The organism is Shewanella sp. HL-SH5, assembly GCF_051163755.1.
Lineage (GTDB): Bacteria > Pseudomonadota > Gammaproteobacteria > Enterobacterales > Shewanellaceae > Shewanella > Shewanella glacialimarina.
This window is the reverse complement of sequence record NZ_CP195038.1, coordinates 3,298,998-3,316,271: the sequence shown is the minus strand read 5'-3', so window position 1 is coordinate 3,316,271 and position 17,274 is coordinate 3,298,998. Positions and strand designations below refer to the sequence as shown.

Here is a 17,274-nt window from a genome sequence, read left to right as displayed (position 1 = left end):
CCAACCATACGGGCGATTTCAGCGGCACGATTCAGTCAAAAGTCCCATTATGTTCTCTCTATTTAAGCTGATGCTTTATCCATTTGGCCGACCATACGGGCGAGTTCAGCGGCGCGATTTGCATAACCCCATTCGTTATCATACCAAGCATAAAGTTTAACCTGAGTGCCATTAATGATCATGGTTGATAGCGCGTCAATGATGCTCGAACGTGGATCGGTTTTATAATCGACCGACACTAAAGGGCGTTCTTCATAGCCTAGAATATCTTTTAAAGGCCCTTCGGCTGCGGCTTTAAATAAGCTATTTACTTCTGCTTCCGTGGTTGGGCGACTGACCTCAAACACACAATCGGTTAATGAGGCATTGGCTAGCGGGATACGCACAGCATGACCGTTAAGCTTGCCTTTGAGTTCAGGGAAAATATGAGTAATTGCAGTCGCTGAACCTGTGGTGGTAGGAATAAGACTTAAACCACAAGCCCGTGCACGGCGAAGGTCTTTATGCGGCGCATCTAAAATGGTTTGGGTATTGGTAATGTCATGAATCGTGGTCATAGACCCATGCACTATGCCTATGTTCTCGTGAATGACTTTGACAATAGGCGCTAAGCAGTTAGTGGTGCAAGAAGCAGCAGTGACAATTGAATGAATCGCTTTGTCATAAAGCTGATGATTTACGCCCATTACGATGTTTAATACACCGTCTTCTTTCACTGGGGCGGTGACTACAACGCGCTTTACACCTTGATCTAAATAAGCTTGCAGTACTTCTTTGGTTTTCATTTTTCCTGAGGCTTCAATCACGACATCACATTTTGACCAATCGGTTTCGCTGATGGTTTTGTTGCGGGTACAGGCAATGCGTTTACCGTTTATCACCATATCATCCGCTTCGGCATTGGCCTCGTGTTGCCAACGACCGTGAACTGAGTCAAATGTGAGTAAATGGGCTAAGGTGGCAGTGTCTCCGGCGGGATCATTGATTTGGACAAATTCAACATCATCCCAGTTCCAAGCTGCTCTAAGCGCTAAACGTCCCATGCGGCCAAAGCCATTAATTCCGATTTTAATTGTCATGTGAGCATCCTTTAAACTTACTATTTTAATGAGGTATTGGCGGTTTGTATTAGGGTTAGTTAATCTTTGTATGGTGAACGTTTGTTTGGGTCAATTCATTTTTATTGAGCGATTAACAGCAAGCTTTTAGACGTTCAGGACGTCCGCCCATTCGGCATAGATTACTGAGATTTTCTTCTAGAAACAGTGCATTGTGGTGAGTTGTTTCGCTTAATACTAACTGGCTCCATTTGGGTAAATCAGCATTAATACGGTAGAACACCCATTGACCTTGACGGCGATCGATTAGGAGACCACATTTACGTAGTTGAGCTAGATTTCGTGAAATTTTGGGTTGAATTTCTTGTAATGCTTCGGTCAACTCGCAAACACATAATTCCCCTTCATGTTGAATAAGCATTAAGCAACGCAGTCGCGTCTCGTCGGCTAAACATTTAAAAAATTGAGTTGGGTTAATCATTGTTAGCCTTAGGTTTTATTCATATAAAGAGATTGATATTTTCAGTTGCTCGACCCAAATATTGGTAAGTCATTGAATATCTGATTTGGCTCTAAAGTGTCTTATGGAATATTATCTTATATGCAGAATTTGATATATATAAATTTATATATGTTTTATTGGAGTATGTGTTTTTAGTATTTTTTAAGCATACTAGTTAACTTGAATATAGACTTTTTATGCCATTTTAGTCATGTCTAGTTTCAAGCGCTTACTTAAGCTCTTACTTAAGCTCTTACTTAAGCTCTTACTTAAGCTCTTACTTAAGCGCTAACATCAAATATTATTTTTGTAGTAAAAATAACATTTGTTTGTGCTTAGCCCTCCTTGTAGTGATCTGCTTCACAATAGCTACCGGATATCATGTTTTAAAATTACCGAATACCTCATTAGTGTGATCTTGCTTCATACATTAGCGTTTACAAAGATTTAAAATTGCTCATCGAATTTTTATTGATGGTGATGATAATGGCAGGGGTTTCAAACCAGATAATAACCATTAAACGCGGCTTGGATGTACCTATTATGGGTCTGCCTATTCAACAAGTGTTTGACGGTGAAAAAGTCACAACAGTGGCTTTATTAGGTGAAGAATATGTCGGCTTAAAACCGACCATGTTAGTTGAGGTGGGTGACAGTGTTATTAAAGGGCAAGCGCTGTTTGAAGACAAGAAAACCCCTGGGCTAAAATTTACAGCACCTGCTAGCGGCAAGGTTAGCGCAATCCATCGTGGCGAAAAACGCGTTTTACAGGCGGTTGTAATTGAGTGTGATGAACAGCAACAAGCTAAAAGCTTTGCGCGTTATGATGACTTTAATCAGCTAAATCGCCAACTTGTGGTTGATAACCTTGTCGATAGTGGCCTGTGGACCGCATTACGTACCCGGCCATTTTCGCGGGTACCGCAATTAGACAGCCAACCAGCGGGTATTTTTGTTACAGCAATGGACAGTAATCCGCTTGCCGCTGACCCTCGCATTATTATTGCTGAGCAAACGGAGGCTTTTGTTGCCGGTTTGCAAGTGCTTACCTATTTAACCGAAGGCAAAGTGTACCTGTGCCAGGATGATAACGCGCCCTTATTGAAGCACGATATCACCACTAAATTGTCTAAGGTGTCTATTCATCAATTTAATGGTGTTCACCCTACTGGGTTAGTGGGTACTCACATTCATTTTATTCTGCCAGCAAGCATAGAGCGCCCTGTGTGGCATTTGGGCTATCAAGACGTTATTGCCTTCGGTAAGTTATTTTTAAATGGTGAACTGTATACCGACCGAGTGGTGGCTTTTTCGGGCCCTAATGTGCTTGAACCGCGTTTGGTTCGCACTCAATTAGGTGCTCAATTAAGTCCGATTGTGGCGGGTAAAATTAAGGATGTTCGTTCACGCATAGTGTCTGGCAGCGTGCTAAATGGCCACACTGCTGAGGGTAGCTACGATTACCTAGGTCGTTTTCATAACCAGATTTGTGTGCTGTCTGAAGATGACAAACATGAATTACTGCCCTGGGTGCGAAACGACCAGGACAAATTTAGTCTCACTGGCATCATGATGTCTGGCTTTAGCCGTACCAAAAAATTGTTCGATTTTACCACCCATGCTGGTGGTTCAGCCCGCGCGATGATGGCGTTTGGCCAGCTTGCCCGTGTGATGCCTTTAGATATTCTCCCCACCTTACTTATTCGTGATTTAGTGGTACGTGATACCGATGAAGCACAGCTTTTAGGTGCGTTGGAGTTAGATGAAGAAGATCTCGCGTTATGTACCTTTGTTTGTCCTGGAAAGTATGACTTTGGTAAAGAATTACGTGCTTGCCTAGATATTATCGAGAGGGAAGGTTAATGAGTAAGCCTATTAAGAAACCGTCGACCCAAGACAAGTATTATGAGCACGGCGATTCGATGCGCAAGTACTTACGGTCTTTATGGATTGCCCACGGTCGTAGCACCAAGGGGCAGGTTCATGTGCGTGACGCCATTGATGTAAAACGTACCATGCATATTGTTGGCATGTGTTTATTGCCAGCATTGTTTTTTGGTATGTACAACATTGGCCTACAAGCCCAACTGGCTATTATTGAAGGTGCTAGTGCACCTGATACTTGGCATTTAGCCATTTTCAATATGCTATTTTCAGGCTTAACCGCTGAGTCTGGCATATTAAGTTTATTTGCCTATGGCGCGAGTTTTTACGTGCCTTTTTATCTTACTGCATTGACCGTTAACCTGTTCTGGGAAGTCATATTCTCCAGAATGCGTGGTCAAGAGCTGCATGAAGGCTTCTTTATTACCGCGTTACTATTTTCACTTATCCTGCCTGTTTCTACCCCGCTGTGGATTATGGCGATAGGCATCAGTTTTGGGGTTATTGTTGCCAAAGAGATGTTTGGCGGCATGGGATATAACTTCTTAAACCCTGCCTTAGCAGGTTATGCGTTTATTTATTTCGCCTATCCAACAGAAGTGGCTGCAATAAGCCAGTTTGTTGCGGTAGATGGCTATTCAGGGGCGACAACCTTAGGGCTTGCAGCGGCCAATAAACTCAGCTTTGCTGATGTAAGTTGGATTGGGGCATTAAGTGATCCGCTATGGTGGGATGCTTTCTTTGGCTTCACTGTGGGATCGATTGGTGAAACCAGTGCCTTAGCGATATTACTGGGTGGCGGCATTTTGCTGATGACCCGAGTGGCTGACTGGCGAGTGGTTGCTGGGGTGATGTTGGGTATGATTGCCACCGCAATTATATTTAACCTCTTTGGCCCGGCTAAAAATGCCATGGCTACTATGCCGTGGACATGGCATCTGGTCACTGGCGGTTTTGCTATGGGGATGATGTTTATGGCTACCGACCCAGTAACTGCCTCTTATACCCGCAATGCCAAATACGCTTATGGCGCTCTGATTGGCTTTATGACGGTATTGATCCGAGTGCTCAACGTCAAGTTACCAGAGGGCATTATGTTAGCCATTTTATTTGCCAACTTATGGGCACCGTTATTCGATTATCTGGTGGCGAGAGCCAACATCAAACGGAGACTAAAACGCCATGGCCTTTAAAAAAGATTCGGTGCTGGGAACCATGGTTTTCATCATCAGCTTGAGCTTAGTGTGTTCTTTTATGATCACTGGCACTGCCGAAATTTTAAAAGAAAGAAAGTTAGTTAAAAAACGTGATGAAGTGAAGCAGTTTGTATTAAACGCGGCTGGTATTGCCAATAGTTCTGCCGACTTTAGAGAGTTGTTTACAACGCGTGTACAGCCTAAATTGGTCGACTTAGAAAGCGGTGAGTATATCGAACAGGAGAATCTGTTAGATTTTGATAGCCGTATGGCGGCGATTAATCCAGAAACCTCTAGTAAGCCGAAAAAAGATACCGCCAAAATTAAAAGCCGTGCCGATCAAATACGTATTTTTGAGGTGTTCGATGCTCAAGGCGAGTTAACCAGCATTGTGATGCCTATTTACGGTAAAGGTTTGTGGTCGATGATGTATGGCTATTTGGCGGTCGAACCTGATCTTAATACCATTAAGAATATTGTGTTTTATGAACACGGTGAAACACCCGGTATTGCCGATTTTGTAACTGATCCAGATTGGACATCGCTATGGCAAGGTAAGAAGCTGTTTGACGCCAAAGGTAAGATAGCGATTAAGGTTGTCAAAGGCGGCGCCAAAGCCGGTGATGTACATGGTGTTGATGGTGTTTCTGGTGCAACACGTACTGGTGTTGGCATACAAAAAGCGGTTGAGTTTTGGTTTGGCGTTGAAGGATACCAAACATTTCTTCACCGTTTTGCTAAAGCGGAGGAGAAGTAAATGAGTCGGTCAACTTCAACAAAAGACATATTAACTTCGCCGATTTTTGCCAATAACCCAGTAGCCATGCAGGTGTTAGGGGTATGTTCAGCGTTGGCGGTCAGTAACTCAATGCAAACCGCATTGGTGATGACTTTAGCGGTAACGTTTGTGTTGGTTTTTTCCAATGTGATTATTTCAACCATTCGCAACTTTATTCCCAACAGTGTGCGAATTATCGCTCAAATGACCGTTATCGCGTCATTAGTGATCATCGTTGATATGGTGCTGCAAGATGTCGCCTATGAGCTGTCGAAACAGTTATCGGTATTTGTCAGCTTAATCATTACCAACTGTATCATTATGGGCCGTGCTGAAGCATTTGCGATGAAGTACCCACCGCATCTTGCGTTTGTCGATGCGGTAGGCAATGCCATTGGCTACGGCGTTATTCTGCTTGGTGTTGCCTTTGTGCGTGAATTGTTAGGGCGTGGTTCATTGTTTGGTCATGAAATATTGACCACAGTAGCGAACGGTGGTTGGTATTTACCTAACGAAATGTTCACTTTACCGCCCAGTGCATTTTTCTTAATTGGCGTGATGATTTGGGCGATTAACGTTGTTCAAAGTAAGCGAGGATAATCATGGAACACTATATTAATTTATTTATCCAAGCAGCCTTTATCGACAATATGGCGCTGTCATTCTTCTTGGGTATGTGTACGTTTTTAGCGGTATCCAAAAAGGTGTCCACATCATTTGGCCTAGGTATCGCTGTCATTGTGGTAATGATGCTAGCAGTGCCGATTAATCAACTGATTTATGTCAATGTACTGGCCCCTGGCGCGTTAGCCTGGGCTGGAATGGCTGACTTAGATATCAGCTATTTACAGCTCATTACCTTTATTGGTGTGATAGCCGCATTAGTGCAAATTTTGGAAATGTTCTTAGAAAGATACATTCCCACCCTGTATCAAAGCCTAGGGATTTTCTTGCCTTTGCTAACGGTCAACTGTGCCATTTTTGCCGGGGTTATCTTTATGGCTAACCGTGATTACAACTTAACTGAATCAATCGTGTTTGCCGCGGGCAGCTCGGTGGGTTGGGCGGTGGCAATTGTGCTATTAGCTGGGCTGCGTGAGCGGATGAAGTTCAACGCTATTCCTGAAGGTTTGCAAGGTATTGGGATTACCTTTATTACCACAGGTTTGATGGCATTAGGTTTTATGTCTTTCGCTGGCATTACGCTGTAAGGCATTGGGAAGCAGAGTATGAATTCCTCACAGCAGAATGACAGATTAATAAGAAGGTGCATTTAATGGAAATGGCAATTGGTATTGGCATGTTTACCATAGTAGTAAGCCTGTTAGTCATGGTGATTTTAGTCGCCAAAAGTAAGTTAGTGAACACAGGCGCAGTAACCATTAGTATTAATGATGATGCGTCTAAAACCGTGCGCACGCCTGCGGGTGATAAATTACTTGCCGCATTAGCAGGTAATCAGATTTTTATTCCATCAGCATGCGGCGGTGGTGGAACATGTGGTCAATGTCGGGTAAAAGTGAAGTCGGGGGGCGGTGATATTCTGGCCACCGAACTTGACCATATTACTAAAAAAGAAGCCAAAGAAGGCTGTCGTTTAGCCTGCCAAGTTGCTGTGCGCAGTGATATGGAACTTGAGGTCGATGAAGAAATCTTTGGTGTTAAAAAATGGCAATGTGAGGTTATCTCTAACAATAACCAAGCGACCTTTATTAAAGAGCTATTACTTAAAATACCTGACGGCGAGGAAGTCCTATTTAAAGCGGGCGGTTATATTCAAATTGAAGCGCCAGCGCATGAAGTTCGCTATGCCGATTTTGATATTCCTGCTGAATACCGTGATGACTGGGAAAAATACGATTTATTCAAGCTAGTGTCAAAGGTTGATGAAGAGGTATTACGCGCTTATTCAATGGCGAATTACCCCGATGAGAAAGGCCGTATAATGCTCAATGTGCGTATTGCTACGCCACCGTCTGAAGGTTTACCACCGGGTAAAATGTCATCGTATATTTTTAATTTAAAAGCCGGTGACAAGGTGATTATTTCTGGCCCATTTGGTGAGTTTTTTGTTAAAGAAACCGATGCTGAAATGGTATTTGTCGGTGGTGGTGCGGGTATGGCGCCAATGCGATCGCATATTTTTAATCAATTAAAACGGGTTAAAACCGATCGTAAAATGACTTTTTGGTACGGCGCTCGCTCTAAACGTGAAATTTTCTACCAGGAAGATTTTGATATGCTAGCGGCTGAAAATGATAATTTTGAATGGCATGTGGCGTTATCTGATCCACTACCTGCCGATAATTGGACCGGTTACACTGGCTTTATTCATAATGTGTTATTTGAAAATTATCTTAAAAATCACAAAGCACCGGAAGATTGTGAGTTCTATATGTGCGGCCCGCCAATTATGAACTCTTCTGTCATTGGTATGCTTGAAAGTTTAGGGGTTGAAGCCGAAAATATTTTACTGGATGACTTTGGTGATTAAGTTAACTCAGTTTAGATAACAAAAAGGGAAAGCATTGCTTTCCCTTTTTTAGTGATTGGTTATCTCTTTGCCTGATATTTAGCGTGATAGTGAGTCTAACCGTTAGGGTAAAAACTAGCCTAGGCGTTTTGAGAAGTCTAAATAACGCATCACTTCTCCCTCTGGAAACGTCAGTTCATCACCATCTTGATGACTCGATAACAAATTCTCTCTGGCATAGCGCTTAATCGTGGCTGGGCTTTTATCTAAAATTTTACAGACTTCTTCAAGGGTGAGTAATTTATCGCTCATTGCTATCTCCAAAGTTATTGAGTGTTCATGTTTTACTTTATATTTTTTGCTTTCGTAACAGTATAGACAATCTTGAGTAAATTATTCGTTTTCACTGTTTATTATGTACAGCTTCAATTTATTATAGATAGCTTCAATATTCATCATAGCCAGCCTTAATGGTGATTATGCATAGCATAGTTATCAATAATGCTAACCGATTTAGAGGCCTGTTGTGCTGAATCGAACATGGCCTGTGCAACCTGTAGTCCATCGATAGGTTTGTACTTTTTAAGTGATCCGATAAACAGAAAACCGGTTAATCTGAACAACCACTGACCAAGTTGTTCTAATGTACGACTGTCTGCTCGTTCGCCAATGAGTAAACTAGGTTGAAAAATTTGTACATGTGGCAACTGTAATTGACATAACTCCTGTTCCATTTCACCTTTGACACGATTATAGAACACACTAGAGTGAAGATTTGCCCCTAAGGCGCTGATGACCTGAAGTACTAACCTTGAGTGTGATTGGCGCTTAAGTAGTTTAGCAAAAGCCAATACACCTAATTTATCCACTTCAATAAACGCCTGTTGGCTTCCCGCCTGTTTAATCGTGGTGCCTAAACAGCAAAAACCATGATCGATAGGTTCAGGTAAACTCAGTTCATGTAATTCATCTAATTCGCAGGCGATATAGTGTAGCTTTTCTTCACCAAAGTGGTGCGCGGTTATGTGCGGTTGTGAACGCCCTAAAACATATACTTTTTGATATTTATCGCTATCTAATAACAACTCTAGTAAAGACTTTCCGACCAGTCCGGTTGCACCTATGATGGCTGCTATCATTATGTTACATCCTTATAAAAATCATTACAGCACTGTATCCAGCTAATGGATGAGTTGCAATACATGGATTGCTATGACAATAACAATTTTCTTTTTAGGTGAGTATTGATGTGGCATAGTATTTTTTAATAACGCGATTTTTATCATTACTCAAGGAACGACAATGTCAGACGAGCATTTGCCACTGAGCGACTTTATAGAATATCCGCAGGATGAGATGCTTCATCGGGCTCAAGCAAATTATGGTGAGGTTAAGCGTAGACATTCTATTCGAAAGTTTTCAAACCGTGCGGTGCCCCAAGCAATCATTGAACAATGTATTTTAGCCGCAGGCACAGCGCCTAACGGCGCTAATCATCAGCCTTGGCATTTTGTAGCAATTCAAAGCCCCGATATAAAAGCGCAAATTCGCCAGCAGGCAGAAGCACTAGAGCAAGCCTTTTATGCTGGTCGCGCAGGTGAGGAATGGTTAGATGTATTAAAGCCTTTGGGGACCAATGCCAATAAGCCTTACTTAGAACATGCGCCTTGGTTGATTGCCATTTTTAGCCAAAAACGTAAGCAAGAAGAAAATGAGCAAAAGAGTAATTACTATGTGCATGAATCTGTAGGTATTGCGACAGGTTTTTTAATTCAAGCGTTACATCATGCAGGGCTTGGTACATTAACCCACACCCCTAAGCCGATGAGTTTTCTCTCTAAAATATGCGGTCGCGATAATGATAATGAACGACCTTACATGTTAATTGTTGCTGGTTATCCTGCGGAAGATGCGACAGTGCCGACCCATGCTTTAGATAAAAAATCGTTAGCTGAAATATGTGATTTTATCTAATTAACTATGGATAAATTGCGCACCTGTTAAGGCGCTTTCTTTAAGCTATATTGTTTGATGATGGTTAATAGCTCATCGAGACTTTGAACGATAATATCGGATAAATGTTGATAATGTGTCTCAATACCGTGATTAATAAAGCAGGCAATCATACCGGCATTATTGGCGGCCTGGATATCATATAAATAATCACCGACATACATAATATGTTTGGGCTCAATTTGCCATTGTGTCGCAATAGCGATAAGTGCATCAGGTGCGGGTTTGGCGGGATAGCATTCGCGAGTCAGTACTGTGCCAATATTAATCTTGTTTTGGGTGAGCTTTAGTTCACTCGCCGCCTTGCTATTGCGGGTGACAATGGCACAGGGGATCTGTTGCCGTTCGATAAAACTAAGCAGTACAGCCATGCCAGCCAAAGCTTTAGCGCTCTGGGCATCCTGGTTTTCATGTTCAATAATGATCTGGTTAGCCTTGTCTTGCAGATCTTTACAGCCCAGTGACTCCACATGTTTTAATACATCGATATCATCAGGGCAGCCGATTTGTTGTCGAATAAGGCTGAAATCTAAGCTAGATTCTACAAGGGTACCGTCGAGATCAAAGATAATGCCTTGGATCATTTGCTGCATGCTCCTAATTTACTGAAATGAAATTGAGTGTAAAGAGATATCAAATTGGCCTTGCTGTTTGTCCGCAATTAAAATGCCGACTTTTTCAACCTTTGCCAAGTTTAATGCGGGACCATTGTGAACTGTTCGTCCTCTAAAGCCAATTCTAAAGTCATCGACCTTAAAAACATGCTCACTTATTTGATCTTTCTGGGTAGTAAATTCGGCAATATACGCTTCACCATATTGTAAGTCAGCCGTCTTAAAGCGCAGTTGATAACGCTTACCATCACCTTTAACAATTAACTTACACACGCTTGCCTGTTCAAGTTCCGTTAATAAGACGAACTCAACTGAAGCAAATCCGCCGTTATTGTCTAATGAGACTAAGCCGGAAAAATCAACGGACTGTTTCGACTTACTCACATGGCTAGATGATAACCCACCCATTACAGTGTCATTGTTAATGTTCATAGACTTAATATGATGGCTATCGGCAAATTGTAATTCCACCTTAGTTTTCCCTATGGCTAATTGACTTGCAAAACATCCTAGTACGAATATCAATATAGTTAATAACTTGAACATTGAATATGCCCCATTATAAAAAAAACGGCTTATCCGGGTTAAAGATAAGCCGTAAAGGGTTTACGGAGATTAAATGGGTATAACAAATTACATTACGGTGAAGTCATCTAAAAGGATCACTCCAAATGGTGCACCGCCACCAATATTATCAACTGCGGCAACGCCATAAACACCAGAGGCATCTAATGTTACTTCTAATGGACCAATAGCAACATCTTTAGTATTAGCTACAGTGACACTAATAGTGTAAGTACCAGGAACAACACTGATGCTGCCTGATGATGCTTTAAATGGAACATCTTCTAGGGCTGGAGTCGCTTCACTAATGTCTGCCGATGCGGTCAGGTAAATATCGACCTCAGGTGCAGAATAGGCTGCGTGGGTTACTGTGAGTTTAGCTTCAGTTGCCACTCGACGTGTTGAGTCCATTAATACCAATGGTTCAATAGCGTTGTTGGTTAACGAGCCAATCGCTAAAGTGCTATAGCTCATGCCTAAGGCTAAATCTACAGCTGCATTATCTATTACCACTACAGCGTTATCAGCATCAGCGGCAACTGTTACTGTATGCGCGCCTTCGGGTACATTCAAGTAACCCGCTATCTCACCAAACGCTAACATATCAACAGCGGGTGTTGTTGCGCCATCTAAAAATACATCAACGGCAGGTGCATCCGCTACAGCATGTACGACACGCAGATCTGCACCACTGTTAACATCATTAAGTATTGCTTGGCCTTCAGTTAACGCAACATGCAATGCAACAGGAGATGAACCTGACCAGGTATTTGGGATCGCGCTGATAAAGTAATCTTGCATATCGCCTAAGGCAACTGTGCCTGAGTCATATGCGACATCTTTCATGCCAGCCGCTGTGATTCTAATTTGATAGTCACCTGCTGCTACTTCAAGCTGTGGGCTGGCGTCCATGTAATTAGCTGATAGGGTTGGCGATACATTGCTAATATCTGCATCAGGAGCTGTTACATAAACATCAACTAAACCTACAGAAGGTGTAGCATGAAGCACCTGTACCCGAGCATAACCAGTGGCAATATCGGCCATTGGGTTTTGAATTAGTTTTACTGCAAGGCTGCCATCAGCAACTTTGCCTAATGCAACTGCTGTGTATTCGATCATATCTGCTGCAACTAATTCTGCTTCTAATACTGTTGTTGTCGTGCCGTCAGCAAGAATTGCGTCAACATCAATGTTATAGGTAGCAGAGGTCACTTCAAGTAAACCACTGGACATAGCGTAGTCGACACCTGCAAGTAACTCAGCACCATTTGCAGTGACATTAACCTTAGGTGCGTCGCTACCGGCATGGATTACACGCACATGTGATGTGGCAACTGGCTCTGGTGGTGTGACTTCGACGACGTCGTTATCATCATCAGAACAAGCTGTTAGTCCAACAAGTGACACGCACAACGCAAAGGGATAAATCCGTTTCATTTTGTAATTCCTCATAGGGTTAGATGACGAATTTTCTATACGGGGTGATTTTTTTATTGGTTCACAAAAAAATAACAATTAAGGCGATTTAATTTGCTTTATTTATTTAAGTGTATGATTTTTAATTTAATATTATATATTTTTTTTAAGTTATTGAGACATTCAAGGTTTACGCCTATGATGTTTGTCATTATGGAACTATAGAACTCAACTAATTTGTTATCTTCCCCTGCAGCCTTAATTCAATATAGTGTCGCATCGATAAATCTATTTAACTTTATTGCGCCGCCTAATGCCTACTATGATTTTGAAAATATTTACTCCACTGAACAATGGCGTAAAAAATGCGCCTGGATCAGTGATTTTATTCAACAAAACCAACCAGACATTATTGGTTTTCAAGAGGTTTTTAGCCCCGATGCTTTAAAAGCTTTATGCCAGCAATTAGGCTATGACTATTTTGCAGTATTAGATGAGCCAGAAGTGCAAAGTGACTATGTTTATCGTCATCCGGTAGTGGCATTAGCATCACGTTATCCAATTACTGAGATGGCCAATGTTGAGGCTGATCAGGCAGCTTGTCAGGCATTAGGCCTGTCACAATTTAATTTTAGCCGCTTGCCATTGCGTGCCACGGTAGAGTTGCCGCAGTTTGGCCCCTGTGATTGTTATGTTATCCATTTAAAATCTAAGCGAAGTGGCTTTGATAAGGATGACCTAGCTGATAGCGGTGCTTCGGGCGCCGCCGATTTTATATCAAGACAAGTGTTAGGGCGTTGGGCGTCAAGTATTCAGCGTGGTAATGAAGCGACATTTCTGTGCCATCAGATGTTGATCCGCAAACATCAAAAACACACTCCTTTTGTGTTGATGGGGGATTTTAACGATAAATTACACAGTGATTTACTTGCCGCATTTCATCAAAATTTACGCGTGTATCGTAATGATATTGACGATAAAAAACTTGCCGGTTTGAGCGAGCAACAATTACTCGCTGAGCTGAATCAATTTCGAATTTACGACAGTTATGAATTATTTAAAGCGACGACTAAATCAAATGCTAGCTTAGCGTTAGATGAATTTGAATCAGTAAAAGATACTGATATTCAGCTGCCGATATCACGCCCAGCAACTCACTATTACGGCAGTGAAGGCTCAGTTTTAGATTATATTTTGGTGTCGAGTGAGTTTGATCCTAAACAATTGAAAAATTTAGCCCACATTGAGCAATACCAAACATTTGATCGTCATTTAGTGCGACCGGATTATGAACGCGACAGCGACAGTACAGATCATGCTCCTGTAATGATGACCTTTAGCTTACGTTAGTGGCTTAGTACAAAATGAAAATGGCCAGCAAAATTGCTGGCCATTTTCATTGATAAGCTTTGTTATTAACAAGCTTGGGTTACTGAGGTTTGACTAATTGCTTAATATTGATGCAACGATACTCATTTTGACGGGTCTCTAATAAGGCGCGGCGGGTCAGTTTTGATAAGCCTGTTTCAGTATTAAGCACTTGATCTATCATAGTAATGTTATCAATTGAGCAGGCACGTGGAATTAACGCCTGAGTATAACTGCGCATAAATACCGGGCCTTTTTTATCTAACTCAATTAAATTCGCTAATCGCTGCTCTGCCGTAGCAGCACTGAGTAAATTTTGCTCGGCAGGATACAAGTTAAACATGGCTACCCGCAGTTTAGAAAACGGCATGGCTTGGCTATGTTCAATGGTATTTAGCCATTGGCGCTTAAGGTGTGCTTGTGGGCGAATAACCTCAGCAGCAAGGGCGGCCTTTTCACCTGAATCAGATGTGTCGGTCATTTTTTCACGTTGGAGTAATGCATAGGCGTTACCGTAATCAAAGCGATTAAGTTGTCTAATGATATCCCAACGTAAATCTTGATCTAACACCAATCCTTTTACTTTAGTGGTACCGGTTAACAGTTGCTGTAAGTGCTTTAACGGATCTGACTGGGTTGATAAGCTAACATATGCGGAGAACCAACGACGTTGGAAGTCACTATTTTTATGATGCTCCATTGTCATGCGTAAGCTCATCTGACTTAGTGCTCGGCTGACTTTATCCGCATACTGTTTATTGGCGGGAGCCATTAAATCGAGCATTTCTTTGGCGCGCAGTAAGTTACTGATCACTTGACCTAAAATGGTATAATCTTGCTCAAGTGGCGCATTAATTAATGCTACATTAATGAAATCATTTAACGGGGCCTGACCATCTAAAACACTGTCCCACATGCTTTGCCATAACATTGAACGCAATAGAGGATCGTGCACTTTATTGAGTGCTTGTTTGGCAGTATTCATCGAGCGTTGGTCTAAATCAACTTTTACAAAGCCCCAGTCATCTAGGTTTGGATAGACTAAATCAGGACAATATGCGCCTACTAATTCGCTGACGTTAGTGCGTGCACCTTTGTAGGTGACCACAGCGGTTTGATGTTCTTCAACGCCATGTTGGCGTTGATAAAATAAGCCAATTTTAACTTTTTGTTCGCGTAATGTTGGAAACTCATCGCTTACGGCGCGCTGAACCAGTTGGAAGTCGCTAATCATGCCGTTGGCACAGGTGTATTCAGCTTTAATACTGTTAACGCCTGCTTTGTATAACCATTCTTGAGTCCACTGACTTAGATCACGGTTACTGGCTTTAGCTAGGCTACCGATAAAGTCATCTAGTTGGGCATTTTGATAACTGAATTCGGTAAGGTACTGCTTAACCCCTTGGCGGAAGGTTTCTTTACCGAGTAAATGACTTAATTGATTTAACGTTGATGCGCCTTTTTGGTAGGTAATCGCATCGATATTATCAAAGGCATTTTGAGTTGTGGCTACAGGCACTTCAATCGGGTGGGTGGTAACTAGTGAATCTAACTCATAAGCGCGTTGCTTGCCTGATGCATAAAAGGTACGCCAGGCATGGGTGAATTCAGTCGCTTCAGCTGTGGCAAGTGTGCCCATAAAGGCTGCAAAACTTTCATTTAACCATAATCCATTCCACCATTTCATGGTGACTAAATCACCAAACCATTGGTGTGCCATTTCATGCATGATAACGCCTGCGAGGCGCTCTTTTTGCGAGGCGGTCATTTTAGCGTTAAATAAGAATCTATCTTCTGAAAAGGTTATTGCTGCGGCATTTTCCATTGCGCCATATAAAAAGTCAGGCACTAGAACTTGATCGTATTTTTTGAATGGGTAAGGGATGCCAAAGTAGCGGTCAAAAAAGTACAACCCTTGTTTGGTATAGGTAAACCAGTCTTGTGGAGTGACTTGTTCTGTGACCGACTGACGGGAGAACAACCGCATTGGATACGGTCCACTGTTGTCTTGCCACATATGATATGGGCCAGCATGCAGTGAAAAGTTATAAGGGCTTAACTTAGGTGATGCGGGAAATACCCATACATTATCATTACCTTGTGCGCTAATGCTGCTTTCGCGCATTGCACTTATCACTTGCCAATCTTTAGGGGCATGAACGTTAAGCTGGAAACTGGCTTTTAAATCGGGTTGGTCAAATAGGGCGAACATCTGCTGGGCTGCAGCCGGTTCAAAATGCGAGTACAAATAGACTTTGCCATCTACCGGGTCAACAAAGCGATGTAACCCCTCACCATTAGTGCTGTGTTCGCGAGTAAACTCAATGGCAATAGTATTTTGTCCTGATTGCAGCAGCGACGGGCTTAAAGTGATATAGCTGCCATTGTATTTAGGGTAGATTTTTGAACCATTAACTATCATAGAGATGATATTCGCTTGGTTTAAATCTAAGGTCAGGTTTTTTGCTGTGCCATTTAATTCGAAATTAACAGTGGATATGGCGCGAAATTGACTTTGTTCACTTAGAAAAAAGGTCAGCTGATAGTCAACATTGCTGATCACCCGAGCGCGTTCACTGGCTTGATACTCACTAATAAAAGGCGTGCCGTCCCGAAGACTGGCGGTTGTTGACGATGTATTCATACAGCCAGTTATTGCCGTGGCTGATACACAAATACCGAGTAGTTTTACTATAAAGGCGTGTCGCAATTTCACTTAATGGTTTTCCTAACGTTGCACAGCAAAAGTTGTTGCAGATATAAGAAAGCCGACATGAATGTCGGCTTTAATAATATATAAATTAAATTTTACATACCTAAGAAAGACTTAGACTTAGTTTTACGAATTTCTTTTTCATCAGACCATTCAATTAAACCTGTTTCCAAGTCCATTAAACGCATGGTCATTTTGTAGTACACATCTTTGGTGCTGCCATCTTGCTTAACTATGCTAGATAAGTTGCCATAAAGCATAAATTGCGCACCAATTTGGCGACCAAACTTAATCGCTGTAGTTGGGTCAACCATACCCGCATTGTTTTGATAATCGAGCTGTTTGCGAACGGCATCTACCTTGGTCATGTCAATAAAACGAAACTTACCAGAGCGAAGTAACTTGTTACTGATGGTGTCGGTAACTGACTCAGTATCGATATGTTCAGAGGTTTTGTTTTTAATTTTGTCGACAAAAATAATTGGACGGTTATTTTGAGTCATCACCACAACCGGTGGGAAGGTCATCATGCTATCAACCATTTTAGCCGCAATAGCTTGTAAATCAGTAGAGCCGAAGTTTTCGTTAACGGTTTCGACTTCTGTAGCGTCGCCATATTCCACTTTGGATTGACAAGCGGCTAGCCCCAACACTGCGGCAAGAACAAATATTAGTTTCATTGGTTTCATAAT

General features: G+C 42.0%; 17 protein-coding genes. 8 read left to right on the top strand and 9 right to left on the bottom strand.

The window, feature by feature from the left end; translation table 11 throughout:
• Positions 1-62 precede the first annotated feature (62 nt).
• Positions 63-1,079, bottom strand: coding sequence for an ArsJ-associated glyceraldehyde-3-phosphate dehydrogenase (locus tag ACRWQM_RS14480; RefSeq protein ID WP_434930436.1), 1,017 nt, complete (start codon positions 1,077-1,079; stop codon positions 63-65).
• A 112-nt stretch (positions 1,080-1,191) separates the two neighbouring features.
• A complete protein-coding gene (locus ACRWQM_RS14475) occupies positions 1,192-1,539 on the bottom strand; it encodes a metalloregulator ArsR/SmtB family transcription factor (RefSeq protein ID WP_434930435.1) in 348 nt (115 codons plus the stop codon).
• A 507-nt stretch (positions 1,540-2,046) separates the two neighbouring features.
• Here ACRWQM_RS14475 and ACRWQM_RS14470 point away from each other — a divergent pair.
• From ACRWQM_RS14470 to nqrF, 6 genes are all read left to right on the top strand, one after another.
• Positions 2,047-3,423: a Na(+)-translocating NADH-quinone reductase subunit A gene (locus ACRWQM_RS14470; RefSeq protein ID WP_434930434.1), complete on the top strand. Its 1,377-nt coding sequence runs from the start codon at positions 2,047-2,049 to the stop codon at positions 3,421-3,423.
• Positions 3,423-4,637: an NADH:ubiquinone reductase (Na(+)-transporting) subunit B gene (locus ACRWQM_RS14465; protein WP_434930433.1), complete on the top strand. Its 1,215-nt coding sequence runs from the start codon at positions 3,423-3,425 to the stop codon at positions 4,635-4,637. The genes ACRWQM_RS14470 and ACRWQM_RS14465 overlap by 1 nt, the downstream gene beginning before the upstream one ends.
• Positions 4,627-5,397, top strand: coding sequence for a Na(+)-translocating NADH-quinone reductase subunit C (locus tag ACRWQM_RS14460; RefSeq protein WP_434930432.1), 771 nt, complete (start codon positions 4,627-4,629; stop codon positions 5,395-5,397). Before ACRWQM_RS14465 ends, ACRWQM_RS14460 begins: the two co-directional genes overlap by 11 nt.
• Complete coding sequence (locus ACRWQM_RS14455) at positions 5,398-6,018, top strand: NADH:ubiquinone reductase (Na(+)-transporting) subunit D (RefSeq protein WP_226410981.1); 621 nt, start codon at positions 5,398-5,400, stop codon at positions 6,016-6,018.
• 2 nt (positions 6,019-6,020) lie between these two features.
• Positions 6,021-6,629: an NADH:ubiquinone reductase (Na(+)-transporting) subunit E gene (nqrE, locus tag ACRWQM_RS14450; RefSeq protein WP_226410980.1), complete on the top strand. Its 609-nt coding sequence runs from the start codon at positions 6,021-6,023 to the stop codon at positions 6,627-6,629.
• Between the two features lie 65 nt (positions 6,630-6,694).
• Positions 6,695-7,912 carry an NADH:ubiquinone reductase (Na(+)-transporting) subunit F gene (nqrF, locus tag ACRWQM_RS14445; RefSeq protein WP_226410979.1) on the top strand — a complete coding sequence of 406 codons (1,218 nt, stop codon included), beginning with the start codon at positions 6,695-6,697 and terminating at the stop codon, positions 7,910-7,912.
• A 114-nt stretch (positions 7,913-8,026) separates the two neighbouring features.
• Here the strand turns inward: nqrF and ACRWQM_RS14440 are convergent, their stop codons facing one another.
• Together ACRWQM_RS14440 and ACRWQM_RS14435 are read right to left on the bottom strand one after the other, a co-directional pair.
• Complete coding sequence (locus ACRWQM_RS14440) at positions 8,027-8,203, bottom strand: helix-turn-helix domain-containing protein (protein ID WP_188840795.1); 177 nt, start codon at positions 8,201-8,203, stop codon at positions 8,027-8,029.
• A gap of 155 nt (positions 8,204-8,358) precedes the next feature.
• Positions 8,359-9,030: a nucleoside-diphosphate sugar epimerase gene (locus tag ACRWQM_RS14435; RefSeq protein ID WP_434930431.1), complete on the bottom strand. Its 672-nt coding sequence runs from the start codon at positions 9,028-9,030 to the stop codon at positions 8,359-8,361.
• Between the two features lie 163 nt (positions 9,031-9,193).
• Here ACRWQM_RS14435 and ACRWQM_RS14430 point away from each other — a divergent pair, with 163 nt between their 5' ends.
• Positions 9,194-9,865 (top strand): nitroreductase family protein, encoded by a 672-nt coding sequence (locus ACRWQM_RS14430; protein WP_434930430.1) that lies wholly within the window; start codon positions 9,194-9,196, stop codon positions 9,863-9,865.
• Positions 9,866-9,891: 26 nt separating this feature from the next.
• Here ACRWQM_RS14430 and ACRWQM_RS14425 read toward each other — a convergent pair whose 3' ends face one another.
• From ACRWQM_RS14425 to ACRWQM_RS14415, 3 genes are all read right to left on the bottom strand, one after another.
• Positions 9,892-10,488 carry an HAD family hydrolase gene (locus ACRWQM_RS14425; protein WP_226410975.1) on the bottom strand — a complete coding sequence of 199 codons (597 nt, stop codon included), beginning with the start codon at positions 10,486-10,488 and terminating at the stop codon, positions 9,892-9,894.
• A gap of 18 nt (positions 10,489-10,506) precedes the next feature.
• Positions 10,507-11,064 (bottom strand): CIA30 family protein, encoded by a 558-nt coding sequence (locus ACRWQM_RS14420; protein ID WP_434930429.1) that lies wholly within the window; start codon positions 11,062-11,064, stop codon positions 10,507-10,509.
• A gap of 87 nt (positions 11,065-11,151) precedes the next feature.
• Positions 11,152-12,522 carry a DUF4397 domain-containing protein gene (locus ACRWQM_RS14415; protein WP_434928361.1) on the bottom strand — a complete coding sequence of 457 codons (1,371 nt, stop codon included), beginning with the start codon at positions 12,520-12,522 and terminating at the stop codon, positions 11,152-11,154.
• Between the two features lie 216 nt (positions 12,523-12,738).
• Between ACRWQM_RS14415 and ACRWQM_RS14410 the strand changes: the two genes are divergently transcribed.
• On the top strand, positions 12,739-13,851 hold the full coding sequence (locus ACRWQM_RS14410) for an endonuclease/exonuclease/phosphatase family protein (protein ID WP_434930428.1): 1,113 nt from the start codon (positions 12,739-12,741) through the stop codon (positions 13,849-13,851).
• 79 nt (positions 13,852-13,930) lie between these two features.
• Here the strand turns inward: ACRWQM_RS14410 and pepN are convergent, their stop codons facing one another.
• Both pepN and lpoB read right to left on the bottom strand, forming a co-directional pair.
• Positions 13,931-16,513, bottom strand: coding sequence for an aminopeptidase N (pepN, locus tag ACRWQM_RS14405; protein ID WP_434932040.1), 2,583 nt, complete (start codon positions 16,511-16,513; stop codon positions 13,931-13,933).
• A 164-nt stretch (positions 16,514-16,677) separates the two neighbouring features.
• Positions 16,678-17,271 carry a penicillin-binding protein activator LpoB gene (gene lpoB, locus ACRWQM_RS14400; protein WP_226410971.1) on the bottom strand — a complete coding sequence of 198 codons (594 nt, stop codon included), beginning with the start codon at positions 17,269-17,271 and terminating at the stop codon, positions 16,678-16,680.
• Positions 17,272-17,274: the final 3 nt, after the last annotated feature.

Excerpts from the sequence above, each read along its gene's own strand:
- ACRWQM_RS14480 (WP_434930436.1), bottom strand. The coding sequence starts at position 1,079 with ATGACAATTAAAATCGGAATTAATGGCTTTGGCCGCATGGGACGTTTA.
- ACRWQM_RS14475 (WP_434930435.1), bottom strand. The coding sequence starts at position 1,539 with ATGATTAACCCAACTCAATTTTTTAAATGTTTAGCCGACGAGACGCGA.
- ACRWQM_RS14470 (WP_434930434.1), top strand. The coding sequence starts at position 2,047 with ATGGCAGGGGTTTCAAACCAGATAATAACCATTAAACGCGGCTTGGAT.
- ACRWQM_RS14465 (WP_434930433.1), top strand. The coding sequence starts at position 3,423 with ATGAGTAAGCCTATTAAGAAACCGTCGACCCAAGACAAGTATTATGAG.
- ACRWQM_RS14460 (WP_434930432.1), top strand. The coding sequence starts at position 4,627 with ATGGCCTTTAAAAAAGATTCGGTGCTGGGAACCATGGTTTTCATCATC.
- ACRWQM_RS14455 (WP_226410981.1), top strand. The coding sequence starts at position 5,398 with ATGAGTCGGTCAACTTCAACAAAAGACATATTAACTTCGCCGATTTTT.
- nqrE (WP_226410980.1), top strand. The coding sequence starts at position 6,021 with ATGGAACACTATATTAATTTATTTATCCAAGCAGCCTTTATCGACAAT.
- nqrF (WP_226410979.1), top strand. The coding sequence starts at position 6,695 with ATGGAAATGGCAATTGGTATTGGCATGTTTACCATAGTAGTAAGCCTG.
- ACRWQM_RS14440 (WP_188840795.1), bottom strand. The coding sequence starts at position 8,203 with ATGAGCGATAAATTACTCACCCTTGAAGAAGTCTGTAAAATTTTAGAT.
- ACRWQM_RS14435 (WP_434930431.1), bottom strand. The coding sequence starts at position 9,030 with ATGATAGCAGCCATCATAGGTGCAACCGGACTGGTCGGAAAGTCTTTA.
- ACRWQM_RS14430 (WP_434930430.1), top strand. The coding sequence starts at position 9,194 with ATGTCAGACGAGCATTTGCCACTGAGCGACTTTATAGAATATCCGCAG.
- ACRWQM_RS14425 (WP_226410975.1), bottom strand. The coding sequence starts at position 10,488 with ATGATCCAAGGCATTATCTTTGATCTCGACGGTACCCTTGTAGAATCT.
- ACRWQM_RS14420 (WP_434930429.1), bottom strand. The coding sequence starts at position 11,064 with ATGTTCAAGTTATTAACTATATTGATATTCGTACTAGGATGTTTTGCA.
- ACRWQM_RS14415 (WP_434928361.1), bottom strand. The coding sequence starts at position 12,522 with ATGAAACGGATTTATCCCTTTGCGTTGTGCGTGTCACTTGTTGGACTA.
- pepN (WP_434932040.1), bottom strand. The coding sequence starts at position 16,513 with ATGAATACATCGTCAACAACCGCCAGTCTTCGGGACGGCACGCCTTTT.
- lpoB (WP_226410971.1), bottom strand. The coding sequence starts at position 17,271 with ATGAAACCAATGAAACTAATATTTGTTCTTGCCGCAGTGTTGGGGCTA.